Below are 12,427 nucleotides of genomic sequence, written 5' to 3' on the forward strand. Positions count from 1 at the left end.
TTTCTCGATGAATTCGCGTTCCGTCGCTCGCGCGATGCCTGTGGCAGCTTGCCACGGTACCGCCCGTACGCGGCAAATCTCCTCAACGGCAGTAGCCGTGTTTGCAGATCGCGGTGGCCGGAAGGCAGGGTGGGTGGATGAGCGGACAGTGATCCTGCTCATAGGTGGCGCACACCGTCTGGTCGACGCGTGCGACGGCCTCGCGAACGGCGGAGACGCCTTGGGTGTTCACGGCGCGGGTGCACGAGTCGAAGCAGAGGGTCGCGAACGGTACCTGCGTGCAATCGTTGTCCGTCGAGCACTGCAGGTGGTACTCGATAGTATCCTGCACCTGCTTTTGCGCCGTCTCGCGGCGCCCGTCGCACGAGTCGGGGGTGGGCGCGCTCGTGCCGGGGGCCTTGCCGCACGCGGTGCCGAGAAGGGCGCCGACCAGGAATGCACCGAGTGCGAGCGCGCGCTTCATCACCGGAGGTTCTCGCGGACTTTCACCTTCACGCGGTCACGCCCATCGATGTACCGATCCATCGGGATGACCGTCCGCACGTAGCTGTTGAACGGATCGGGGCCCACGCTGGCGTGCGTGGGGCGGAGCGCGTCCAGGGCGAAGTCGGGTAGGCGCGCGGCGACGTGGCCGCGGTAGGTCACGCCCTGCGAGGGCACGCGGTATTGGACCACGACGCTCTTGGGCATCACGCTCTGGCGCGGCTCGTTGGCAATGAGCTGCGTCAGGTTCTCCGGCGCGGACAGCTCCGGCGTCACCTCGTAGCCGGGCACGATCTCCAGCTCGACCTCGCGCCCCGCGAGCTCGGGCGCCATGGTCACCTCGATGGTGCGCACCGCGTCCGGCCCCGCGAACGGGCTCAAATGCAGAGTGATGCGCGCGCGCTGCCCGGCGTCCACCTCGTCGTCGAGGAGCTCGACCCCGCGCAGGCGCCACAAGTCGCGTGTATACTGCACATTCAGCGTCGACTCGACGCGCTCGATGCGGGCGGGCTCCCACGGGTTGTTGAGCACATCGCCCACCGCGCGAACGGCGCGGGAGGCCGCCCATTCACCGGCCTCGGGCAAGCCGCCGACGGCCACGCCGAAGTCGTCCAACTCGATGGTGCCGTGGTTCTTGATGCTCACCTTGGAGTGCAGTTGCCACGTGACGTCGCGCCGCTCGCTGATGGTGGCCTCCACCACCGAGCCAAAGACGGTGGCCATGAGGCTGGGGCTCATGAACTTCTCTTCCACGACGTCGCTGTTCCACACCTTGCGCGGTGCGACCTCCACGCCCTTCACCTCGACCCGCACCGGGAAGGTGGGCCCGGACTGCTTCTCGTCGATGACGATGGCGCTCTGGCGATCTTGCACCAGCGCCCCGAGCGGGCGCACCGCCTCGCCGACCTTGAAGCTGTGTTGCTCGCTGGCGTAAATCCAGAGCACGCTCCCGATCGCCGTCGGCAAAGCGCTATCGCCGGCGTTGAACATGGGGTGCCCGAAGGCGACGAGCTTGTTGCCCTGCACGTGCGTGACCGTCCCGAGGCCCATCATCGAGACGTCGCCGCTGGTGAGCTGCACGCCGATGGCGCCGCCGTCGACGTAGTGTTGCGGCGCATCGGCTCGCGGGCTTTGGCCGCCGCCGGCCGCCATCGGTTCGAGCCCCAGTGGCTCGAACAGCTTGCGCGCGAGTTGCGCCGCGCGATCGCCCACGCCGGCCATGAGAAGCGGCGTCCCCGTGGGCACCGGCCCCGAGCGATCGCGCGCCACCCGCTTGGCCATTTGCTCGGCGTGCGCGAGCAGGCTGTAGCCGCCGGGCGCGCCCTCGAAGCCGTTCGAATCGAGCGAGGCCCGTCGCGGGGACGCCGGTTGCGGCGCCGCGGGCAGGGGCCCTCGTCGATCGCTCGGCCAGAAGCCCGGCGGGATGGGGCGCTGCATCTCCGTCAGCATGGGCGCAATCGGCGTGACGCCGGCCACGGGCTCCGCCTGAAAATTGGAAAGGCTGTAGGCGTACGCGCCGGCGAGCCTTCCGCCGTCGAGGTAGATCGGGCTCCCGCTCATGCCCTTCACGTTGCGCGTGATGTTCAAACGCGGGTGGGGCGTCTTGATCAGGATGAGATCCTGAGACGGCCGAAAGTTGTGCAGCACGCCCACGACCTCCACGTCGAAGCGCTCCGGCACGGTCCCGCGGAAGACGGTAAGGCCGTAGCCTTTCATCCCTTCCTTGATCTCGTTCACGCCGATGGTCGGATTGCGCGCTTGCCCGCGCGCAAGCGGCAACGAGAGACCGAGTCCGGCCACGAGCCCCACGAAGAGCGCCAAGCCCGTCAAACCAGGCAAACCAAAAGGATGCGTACGCACGGGCCCTAGCTTAGCGGGCAGGCGCGTTGGGGAGCTCTATTTACATCCATTCGCATTATTGAATATAATGTCCGGCATGAGTACGACACCGGGCGCGACGCCGCGCATTGTATCGACGCGAGACGGGTACGATCTCTGGGCCGAGATTTACGACACCGAGCAAAATCCGCTCATTTTGCTGGAGGAACCCGAGGTACGAAGGCACCTCGGCGACGTCCGCGGCCTGTCCGTCGCGGACGTGGGCTGCGGAACGGGTCGCCATGCCGTGCGCCTGGCGGCCGAACGAGCGCGTGTGACCGCCCTCGATTTTTCGGAGGGCATGATCGGGCGCGCCAAGGCCAAGGCGGCCGTCGGCGACATCGCGTTCGTGCTGCACGACATCTCGAAGCCGCTCCCTCTCGCCGACCGCAGCATGGACCGCGTGATCAACTGCCTCGTGCTCGACCACGTGCCGACGGCGAGCCTCGACGCGTTGTTCCGCGAGCTCGGGCGCATCTGCAAGCACGACGGCTTCATCGTCGTCTCGGTGATGCACCCGGCGATGATGCTGCGCGGTGTGCAGGCGCGCTTCACGGATCCCGCGACGGGCCAGGAAACGCGCCCGGAAAGCAGCCCGAACGTGATCAGCGACTACGTGATGGCTGCGCTCGCGGCGGGGCTTCGCGTCGCGCATCTTTCCGAACACGCCGTCGGCGAAGAGCTGGCCTCGAGCGTGCCGCGCGCGGCGAAATACTTGGGCTGGCCCGTACTCTTCATGATGAAGCTTGCGCCGACTGCCTCCTAGGCAGGTATGCTCGCGGCCATGGGCTGCCTATTTTGCAACATCGTTGAAGGAAAAGTGCCGGCGAAGCTCGCGTACGAGAACGAGCATGTTTTGGCGTTCCACGACATCCGTCCGATGGCGCCAACGCACGTGCTGGTGATCCCGCGCAAGCACATCGTCGGCATCGGCGAGGCGACGGAGGAGGACGTGAACGTGCTCGGGCAGGTGATGCTCGCCGGCCGTCACGTCGCCGAGACGTTGAAGCTGGAAGACGGCTACCGCCTCGTGGTGAACAACGGTGAAAACGCGGGCCAGAGCGTCTTTCACCTGCACTTGCACGTCTTGGGCGGGCGACCCCTGGCCTGGCCGCCCGGCTGACGGCGGGCACGTTGTCGGTATAACTTGATAATACGAAGACGAGCCCTACGTATCCGGGATGGATATGAAGTTCTACTGGGTCGATGTCTTCGCCTCTGCACCCCTAGAGGGAAATCCGCTTTCCGTGGTCCTCGATGCCGACGCGCTCGATGAAGCCACGATGAAGCGCATCGCGGGGGAGTTCAACCAGGCCGAAACGACGTTCATCTTGAAGCCCACGCGCCCGGGGGCGACGTATCGGCTGCGTTCATTCACCGCACCCGGCACGGAGGTCTTCGGCGCGGGGCACAACGCACTGGGGGCGTGGTGGCTTCTCGCGGCGGGCGGTTTCGTCCAGCCAGGGAAAGATGGAGGGACGCGCACCACGTTTCAGCAGGAGATCGGCGACGAAGTCCTGCCGGTGGACGTCACCTACGACGCGGGCAAGGTGCAGCGCATCGTGATGAAGCACTCGGTCCCCGCCTTCGGTGCGACCCTGATCGAGACGCGGGCGCTGGCCGAGGCTCTGGGCATCGAGGATGACGACATCGATGTTCGGCGCCTCCCGCCGCAGGTCGTTTCCACGGGCGCGGGGCACTTCCTCGTTCCCCTGCGCGAGCGCCGCATCGTCGACCGCGTGCGTCCGGATTCGGAGAAGCTTCGCTCCGTGCTCCGCCAGGTCGGGGGCGAGGGCTGCTACGTCTTCGCGCTCGATCCCGTCGACTCGACCTCGACGGCGTACGCCCGCTTCTTCAACCCGACCGCGGGCATCGTCGAGGACTCCGCCACCGGAACCGCCGCCGGCCCCCTTGCCGCACAACTCGTGGCAAGGACCATCGTCGCCGACGGCTCCGTCGTGATCATCGAACAGGGCTACGCCATGGGCCGCCCCAGCAAGCTCGAAATCTCGGTCAAGGGCACCGACGTCCGCCTCGCCGGCCGCGGCGTCATCGCCGCCGAAGGCGTCCTGCATCTCTAGAAGAAGGAGAATTCACAGGAAGACGGGAAGACGGGAAGGTTTAAGAGGGCTTTCCGTTCTTCCCGTTTTTCCCAATATCAAATCCCTTCCTGTCTTCCCGTCTTCCTGTGAATTCTCTCTCTTTCTCAGGGGCCGGCGTCGGTGGGGGTGCAGCTCGTGAGGGCGCGGATCCAGTCGTCGAGGACTTTCGAGCCTTGGTCGTCGACGAGGCTGGTGGCCAGGGGGGGCATGCGCTTCGAGGTGTCGAGGGTGTGCACCCGCACCGAGACCAGTGATTTCTCGGGGGCTCCGGGGGCGATGATCTTTGCGCCGGTGATGCCCATGTTGCCGTTTTCCGGATTGGCGTTGCATGCTTTGCGGTTGGGTAAGGTCGTCGCATAGCGGAAGTCGGTTCCGCCGCCGCCGATGCCGTTGGGCCGGTGGCAGAAGGAGCAGTTCGCGTGCAGATACGCCGACGCGCGATCGCCGAGGTTGCCGTCGCCGGTGGGCTTGGGGAACTTCGCCAGCGTCTCCGGTGCGCCCCCGAGTGGCGCGTCGAACAGCCCGATGTGGTCGAACGTTGCGAGCTGATTGGAAAGCCGCTTCGTGGAGACGTACACGAAGTCACCATTGAGCTGGCCCAGCTCCAAACCGAGCGAGCGCCCCGCCGCCGTGGAGTGGCACGACACGCAATCGGAGCGACTCGGGTAGTACCAGGTCTGGCTGCCCACCGGCTTCGACTTGTTCGACGCGAGCAACGTCGCGTCGGTCTGCTCGTCGTTCCACTCGTAGGAATACCCGCCCCAATCGCCGTCGTCATGGCGCATGAACAACCGCGTCTCGATGCGCTTTCCGCCGATGGAGAACGTCTTCACGAGCACGGTGCCCTTGGGAAGATCGAAATCACCGTCGGCATTGACGTGAATCTTCTCGTTATCCGGAAGCGCGACGTACCGCTCCTTTTCCGCGCCGTCGGACCAGAGCGGGCTGTTGACGCCGTACGGAATGAGTCCCGACGCGGGATTCTGCGGATTGGCCGGATCGACGCACCCCGTTTGCGAAAGCTTCTGCGGGAAGGTCGACGCCGGCGGCTTCACATTGGGCACGACCTTGTAAATCTTGTTCCCCAGCGCGGTGAGGTAAAGCTCCCCGTCCGCGTCCTCGGCCACCGACGTGAACGTTCCGCCGGTGCCCGAGTCGTTGATCTTGACGATGACGGGCTTTCCGGTCGTCGGATCGAAGCTCAGGGTCCAGACCTCGCCCGACGACGAATCCGCGAATACGTACTTCCCCACCAACTCGGGAATGGCCTTTCCGCGGTAGACGCGCCCGCCGGTCACTGCGCGCGCATTGCCATTGGGCTGCGGGTAGTCGTACACGGGGTCGATGAGGCCCGCGCTGGAGCAATTGGTCGTATTGGGCGGGAAACAATGCGTCCCTTCTTTGATGGACCACCCGTAATTTCCACCTTTGCGAACTTTGTCGATCTCCTCCCAATTGTCCTGACCGACGTCGCCGAGCCAGAGTTCCCCGGTACCCTCGCGCCCTGGCTTTCCGATGTCGAACGAAAATCGGAACGGATTGCGGAAGCCGTGCGCATAAATCTCTTTCTTCTTTTCCGTCGTATCGTTCGCGAAGGGATTGTCGCTCGGAATGGCGTACGGATTGCCATGGTCGATATCGATGCGCAGCACCTTGGCGAACCACGACGGCGTCGCCGTATTCGTATCCTGCCCGTGCTTGAATTGGTCGCCGCCACCACCGCCGTCGCCGAACGAGGCGTAAAGGAACCCGTCAGGTCCGAACTGGACGCATCCGCCCTTGTGATTTCCCGCCCGCTCTTGATTGAATGAGAGTACGTCCGATTGCGCAGCGAATGCCGTTCCATTCTTGGCCGCGCTGGTGAATCGCTTGATGGTGGAAACGATGGCTTCGTCGGTGCCGGTCGTATACGAAAGATAGACGAATCCGTTTTGCGCGAACTTGGGATGAAAGGCGAGTCCCAAAAGCCCTCCCTCGCTTCCCAAATCGGTAATCTGATTCTCGATATTCAAATCCTCGCGCGGCGTGTTGGGCGGATTTTGCACCGGGAAGCTCAGGATTTTCCCGTTTCGCTCCGCGACGAACCATCGCGAACCGTCGCCCGGGAGCTGCGCCATCATCATGGGATTGCCCACGTCCACGTTGGCGAAGACCTGCTGCAACTTGACCGAGGCCGTGCTGGGCGGGCGCGCGGGGGCTTTGCACGTGGTGTTGCTGGGGCGCGTATCGAGCCCGTAGGGCGCAGGATCGGCCTGAATGGGACCGCCGTCGCCCCCATCGCCTCTGTCCTTTGCCTCGTCGCTGTTGCTGCAGCCCGCCCCGAGTGCGGATGCACCCACCACCGCTACGAGTCCCAACGAAAAGATGGTCGCTCCGAGTCGCATATGCCAGCCCTTTGCCGCCGAGGCGGCTACGTGTGTAGGTCTAAGTTTTCCCTGCTTTGCATCTGAGCAGTTGCGCGCCCCACCGTGAGTATCCTGCGCGGCGCGTGCCGTTCATTCGAGCGCGCTTTGACGCACAAGGGCGTTTTGCCCCCGTGGTAAGAATTATCCACCATGCACCATGCTGCCCTTTGGATGCTCGGAGCCCTTGCGGTTCTTGCGATTGCGTATCGCTACTACTCAGCATTTCTCGCGGCAAAGGTCCTGTGCCTCGACGCGGCCTTCGTCACGCCGGCGCATCAGTTCAACGATGGCCACAACTTTCACCCGACCAACCGTTGGGTGCTTTTTGGTCACCATTTTGCGGCCATTACGGGCGCGGGTCCGCTGATCGGACCCGTTCTGGCGGCGCAATTCGGTTTCTATCCCGGTTTCCTCTGGATCCTCTTCGGCGTCGTTCTCGCGGGCGCCGTGCACGATTTCATCATCCTGGTGGCCAGCACGCGCCGCAAAGGTAAGAGCCTTGCGGAGATTGCGCGCGACGAACTGGGGCCCACCCTGGGCACGGTCACCGCGGTCGCCATCCTCTTCATCATCGTCATCGCCCTTGCGGGCCTCGGTAACGTGGTCGTCGGCGCCCTGGCCGAAAGCGCGTGGGGCGTCTTCACTGTGAGCTCCTCGATCCCGATTGCGTTCGCCATGGGCATCTACATCTACAAGGTGCGCGGGGGAAGCACGCGCGGCATCCGCGAGGCCTCGCTCTTCGGCGTGGTGCTCCTCTTTCTCGCGCTCGTCCTCGGCAAGACCGTGGGCGATTCGTCGTTTGCCGAGCACCTCAAGTTCTCGCGCACGACGCTCACCCTCGGCATGGGGGCCTATGGATTCATCGCCAGCGTCTTGCCGGTGTGGCTGCTCCTCTGCCCGCGCGATTACCTTTCGAGCTACCTCAAGATCGGCACCATTCTGCTTTTGGTCTTCGGCGTCATCATCGTCAATCCGCCCATTCAAATGCCGGGCGTGACGCAATGGGCGTCGGGCGGTGGGCCAATCCTCAAAGGCCCGCTCTTTCCCTTCGTGTTCATCACCATTGCGTGTGGCGCGATCAGCGGCTTTCACGCGTTGGTGGGCAGCGGCACCACGCCCAAAATGGTCAATCAAGAGACCGATTGTCGCATGATCGGCTACGGCGCCATGCTCATGGAGGGCCTGGTCGGCATTACGGCGCTCATTGCGGCGTGTGTCATGCCGCCGGAAGATTATGTGGCCATCAACACGGACCCGAAGATTGCCGTGGTGGCGTCGAGCGCGACCCAGAACGAGGGGCTCGCGCGTTCGCGGGCAGAGCTCGAGGCGGCGGGCGTGCAATTCAATGAGCACGATCGGGGGCTCCTGGGCCTTGGCGCGGGCGCGTCGGTTGGTTCCCTCGAGGGCAAAAAGCTACCAGCCTCCAAGGTGCTGGCGCTCTCCAATCCCGCGCTGGCGGCATTGGGGTACCACGTCGACCCGGCCGCCCCGCGTGCGACCACGCTCGACGATTCCGATTTTGCGCGACTCGGTCTTCACGTCAAAGAGCTCCCCGGCCTTTCGCAAAGCGCCGGCGAGGTCGTGGCCGCGCGCACGGGCGGTGGCGTGTCGCTCGCCGTGGGCATGGCCCGCGTCTTCAGCGGCCTGCCCGGCATGAGCACCTTGCTGTCCTATTGGTACCACTTTGCCATCATGTTCGAGGCGTTGTTCATCCTGACGACCATCGACACGGGCACGCGCATCGGACGATTCCTGATGCAGGAGTTCCTCGGGCGCATCCGGCCCGAACTGGGCGTGCGCTCGGAGAGTGGTAAACAGAATATGGCGGGCGGCATCCTGGCGACGCTCATTATCGTCGGAGGTTGGACGTATTTCATTCTCACCGGCACCATCTCCACGCTCTGGCCGATGTTCGGCGTGGCCAATCAGCTTCTCGCTTGTTGCGCTCTTGCCGTTGGCACCACCATTCTACTGCGCGACGCCAAACGCCGCGTATATGCCTTGGTTACGGCGCTGCCGCTCGTCTTCGTGGCCACCACGACCATCACGGCAGGTGTGCAAAGTATCTTCACACTTTATCTGCCAATGACGACAAACGCGGCAACCCGCACGAACGGATACATCAATATCTCCGTCACCACGTTGCTTCTGGTCTGCGTCGTCATGATCATTGGCGGCAGCGCTCTGCGGTGGCTATCGGTCATCCGTACGCCACGCAGGCAAGAGCTCATTGCGGCTGAGTGAGTTGGCATTTCCCATGTGCTTGTAAGCTGCACTCGTCACGGGGTGATACTTGGGAGTGTGCACGATTCCGAGTCCACGGGTGGATCGAATGCACGGGATCAACTGGATCACCCTGACTCAGGGCGGATCCCACGTGGGCGGGCCGAACGTTTTTACCTGGACCGTGCCGCGCGCGATTTTCTCGGAAGCCCTCGCTTGGGAGCCCCGTCGCGCGGTGCGAAATCCGGCGAGGCACGGCTCTAGCAGTTACCACCCCCCACGTAGGGAGGTTCTATTGACGAGCGAGCTTCATAGCCAATTAGTAGAACGAATGGTCGTCACGCTGCGTGCGGCGTTTCCCGATCTAACGTTCGAGATCGACGATGGGAGCCGCGAGGGCGATGGTATCGCCATTCGATGGATCCCTGCTGACGCACTTCTTCCGCAGGACTTGGAGGTAGGGGGGCCAGCCAGCTTCTCCCCCACCGAGTCGTCGGAGGTCGTGCCGCATTCGACGGAACGGCCATCGGGCAGTTATCTGCTCGACGAGCCTCTATCGAGCGAAGATTTGCTCAGTCCACTCCGGAGCTATCTTCGTGGCGTCTTCGCCAGCGGTACACCGGAGATGAAACACGCCGCAAGGCGGTTGGGCATGAGCACACGGACCCTGCAGCGCCGGCTGCACCGTGTGGGAACGAGCTTTACGCAGGAGGTCGATGACACCCGCCGCGAGCTCGCATGTCAGTTGGTGCTGGAGGCCGATTGTCCACTGCGCGAGATCGCCATGCGTCTCGGGTTCGTCGACGTGGGTTCGTTCTTCCGGGCCTTTCGTCGCTGGACGCAGACGTCGCCGCGCCAATACCGCTTGCGCGCCACGACGACCGAAGCGGAAGCCGTCGCCACCGTCGCCAGCTGACGGGTTTCAGGCGACAAAACAAAGAAACCACGCCCGAACATCCGTTCGGGCGTGGTTTTGACTATTTCGAGCTCTTACGCCTGAAGCGCCTGATCACTTGGATCGGCGAGCGAGGCCGGAAGGCCTTCAGCTCTTCTTCGCGTCGGGGGCGTTCGCGTCGTATCCCGCGGGATGGACGGCGAATTTCGGCGTGCCAAGAGCACGGCGCTCACGCTTGTTGCGCTTGCCGTTGGTGGTAGCTTTGCGCTTGCGAATGCGCTCGAACTGCTGGGTAGACGAAACCATGGAACGATGACCTCTCGTGAAGAAGTGGCCGCGCACTATGGTTTTTCGACGCGGCTCTGTCAACCCGCTCTGTATCAGGGCGCCCGGACCGTGACAATGGCCGAGAATTTCGGCTCCGCGAAGGGGGGCAATTTCATTTTGCTCAGCGCGGACTTGATGCAGGCCTCGGCGGGCTTTTTCGCGGCTGGGCCGGCCAAGCTGCTCGACTGAACCTTGCCGGTCGAATCGAAGGTCAACGTGACGCGAGAAACGCCATCGTCACCCCGGAGGCATGCCCGTGCCCTGGGCAACACATTGCTCAAGGCAGCCTGAACCGCGCCATTGGATGGCTTCTGCGGGACGGCACCCGTCGAGTCCGTCGGAGCGGCCGCGACGCGCATCAGCGGATCACCGGAGGCGGGGGCGACCTCTTTCTTGGCCCCCTTGGTGTTCGCGACCGGCTTCTTGCTGCTCGCGATGGGTCGCGAGGTGGACTTCTTCTCCGGATGGGCTGGTACCTGCTGTTGCGCCACCGGCTCCGCGGCGGGAGCTTCGCTTGGGCTCTCCGTGGCAGGGGCCCCCACAATCGCGGCCGCCGGCGCCGGCGGTGCAGGCTCGGGCTCGGCCGTCGCGGTCGCGACGTTCGGCGCCGCGGCCGTTGGCTCGGGGGCTCGCGTCTTCACGAGCGCAAAGACGCATGCCGCAGCGGCCATCGCGCCGAGTCCACCCAGAAACGCGGCGCGCTGGCGGGGGCTTCGCTTCGACGAAGGCGGCAAAGGATCGATCGCCGCCATCGGCGGCGGTGTCACGCTCGCGGCCTGCGCCACCGACGCGGCCGATCCTTCCAGCGCGGCGGGCACGATTGGCGAGACCGGCGAGACCGGCGGCGGCCGCGTGGACGCGCGCAAGGTCGACACGGGGACCTCTTCCACGAGCGGAAGGGGCACGAGGGGCACGGGGGCCAGCACCGGCGTGGAGGCCACCAGCGCCGGCTCCGTCGGGGCAAACTCCACCGACGGCGGCGCATGCTCGGACTCCACCGCGAGGGACGCGAGTTCCGTATCGGAGCGACCCGCCATGGGCGGCGAGACACTGCCCGAGCGGCGCTCCGGCAGATCGAGCAGCGGAACGTGCTCCTCGGGCTCTTCGGACTCCAGCGGCAGCGGCGCCGCGAAAAGATCGTCATCGCCGAGGCGGGGTGGCCCCATCACCGGCCCCGTTTGCACGCTCTCGACGGGCGCGCTCTCATCGGGCTCCCTCTCATCGGGCCCCCCCCTCTCATCGGGCCCAACGTCCCAATCGGCATCGAAGCCGTCGGACGACGCGGGCGCTTCCGCCTCGAGAATCGCCGCGGCAGCTTCCTGCCATGCCGGTGCCGTGAGGCTCGCCTTCGATGCAGGATCGTGGATGCGCGCGAGAAGTCGTTCAGCCGCAGCGTCCCAGGAACCGGAAGAGCGTACGGGGCTCGGCCACTCGGCCAGGGCTTCCGCGATCACGGCGTCGTCGACGCCGTCGATTTTACCGCCTGTCACGCCACCTCTCCCTCGAGATCGAAGCCCCGCGCGGACATGAACTCGCGCAATTTGCGACGGGCTTCGTGCACGCGCCACGCGATGGTGCCCTCGGGGGCGCCGAGGATCTTCGCCGCATCTTCATGCGACCGTCCATCGATGCACACGAGGATCAACGTCGTACGGAGCGTATCGCTCAAGGTGTCGATGCCTTCGCAAAGCGCAGCGTACAGCTCTTTGCGTGCAGCATCGCCCGGCGGATCGGCCATCGCGCTTGGGCGGCGCTCGGTCATTACGCCCTCGAGGCGCGGGTCCATGGAGTCGCCCGACACGCGCGACGTGCGGCGCGAGCGCAGGGCGTTCAGCGAGAGGTTGACGGCGATGCGGTAGAACCACGTGTACGGTTCACTCCGGCCGTCGAAGCGTGCGAGGGCGTGGAACGCGCGCACGAATGTTTCCTGCGCGACATCCTCCGCCTCGGAATCTTCACGCAGCATATGGACGGCAAGCCGGTGGATGCGCGGTTGATGGCGGCGCACCAACTGGCCGAATGCTGCCACGTCTCCCAGACGGGCGCGTTCGACGAGATCTCGATCGGAAGGCTTTCCCATGCGTTGTCGTGATCTCAAAATCGTAGAGCCGAGA

The 12,427-nt window shown here is 64.8% G+C and carries 11 protein-coding genes; 5 read left to right on the forward strand and 6 right to left on the reverse strand.

Annotated features, from left to right (window positions below):
* Positions 1-82: 82 nt before the first annotated feature.
* Entirely contained in the window at positions 83-463 is a 381-nt protein-coding gene (locus tag LVJ94_04540; protein ID WXB06512.1) for a hypothetical protein, read from the reverse strand.
* Complete coding sequence (locus tag LVJ94_04545) at positions 463-2,343, reverse strand: hypothetical protein (protein ID WXB06513.1); 1,881 nt, start codon at positions 2,341-2,343, stop codon at positions 463-465. The genes LVJ94_04540 and LVJ94_04545 overlap by 1 nt, the downstream gene beginning before the upstream one ends.
* 76 nt (positions 2,344-2,419) lie before the next feature.
* On the opposite strand from LVJ94_04545, the gene LVJ94_04550 reads away from it, so the two are divergent.
* Genes LVJ94_04550 through LVJ94_04560 form a run of 3 tightly spaced genes read left to right on the forward strand, consistent with a single transcriptional unit; the run spans position 2,420 to position 4,442 of the window.
* Entirely contained in the window at positions 2,420-3,127 is a 708-nt protein-coding gene (locus tag LVJ94_04550) for a class I SAM-dependent methyltransferase (GenBank protein WXB06514.1), read from the forward strand.
* 18 nt (positions 3,128-3,145) lie between these two features.
* Positions 3,146-3,484 carry a histidine triad nucleotide-binding protein gene (locus LVJ94_04555; protein WXB06515.1) on the forward strand — a complete coding sequence of 113 codons (339 nt, stop codon included), beginning with the start codon at positions 3,146-3,148 and terminating at the stop codon, positions 3,482-3,484.
* 58 nt (positions 3,485-3,542) lie between these two features.
* Complete coding sequence (locus tag LVJ94_04560) at positions 3,543-4,442, forward strand: PhzF family phenazine biosynthesis protein (protein ID WXB06516.1); 900 nt, start codon at positions 3,543-3,545, stop codon at positions 4,440-4,442.
* Positions 4,443-4,567: 125 nt separating this feature from the next.
* Here LVJ94_04560 and LVJ94_04565 read toward each other — a convergent pair whose 3' ends face one another.
* Positions 4,568-6,847: a PQQ-dependent sugar dehydrogenase gene (locus LVJ94_04565; GenBank protein ID WXB06517.1), complete on the reverse strand. Its 2,280-nt coding sequence runs from the start codon at positions 6,845-6,847 to the stop codon at positions 4,568-4,570.
* A 171-nt stretch (positions 6,848-7,018) separates the two neighbouring features.
* Here LVJ94_04565 and LVJ94_04570 point away from each other — a divergent pair, with 171 nt between their 5' ends.
* Together LVJ94_04570 and LVJ94_04575 are read left to right on the forward strand one after the other, a co-directional pair.
* On the forward strand, positions 7,019-9,112 hold the full coding sequence (locus LVJ94_04570; GenBank protein ID WXB06518.1) for a carbon starvation protein A: 2,094 nt from the start codon (positions 7,019-7,021) through the stop codon (positions 9,110-9,112).
* Between the two features lie 274 nt (positions 9,113-9,386).
* A complete protein-coding gene (locus tag LVJ94_04575) occupies positions 9,387-10,007 on the forward strand; it encodes a helix-turn-helix domain-containing protein (GenBank protein ID WXB06519.1) in 621 nt (206 codons plus the stop codon).
* A gap of 126 nt (positions 10,008-10,133) precedes the next feature.
* Here the strand turns inward: LVJ94_04575 and LVJ94_04580 are convergent, their stop codons facing one another.
* From LVJ94_04580 to LVJ94_04590, 3 genes are all read right to left on the reverse strand, one after another.
* Positions 10,134-10,292, reverse strand: coding sequence for a hypothetical protein (locus tag LVJ94_04580; GenBank protein ID WXB06520.1), 159 nt, complete (start codon positions 10,290-10,292; stop codon positions 10,134-10,136).
* 74 nt (positions 10,293-10,366) lie between these two features.
* Positions 10,367-11,803, reverse strand: coding sequence for a hypothetical protein (locus LVJ94_04585; protein ID WXB06521.1), 1,437 nt, complete (start codon positions 11,801-11,803; stop codon positions 10,367-10,369).
* Positions 11,800-12,393 (reverse strand): sigma-70 family RNA polymerase sigma factor, encoded by a 594-nt coding sequence (locus LVJ94_04590; protein ID WXB06522.1) that lies wholly within the window; start codon positions 12,391-12,393, stop codon positions 11,800-11,802. The genes LVJ94_04585 and LVJ94_04590 overlap by 4 nt, the downstream gene beginning before the upstream one ends.
* Between the last annotated feature and the right edge of the window lie 34 nt (positions 12,394-12,427).

Source organism: Sorangiineae bacterium MSr11367, assembly GCA_037157805.1.
Lineage (GTDB): Bacteria > Myxococcota_A > Polyangia > Polyangiales > Polyangiaceae > Pendulispora > Pendulispora rubella.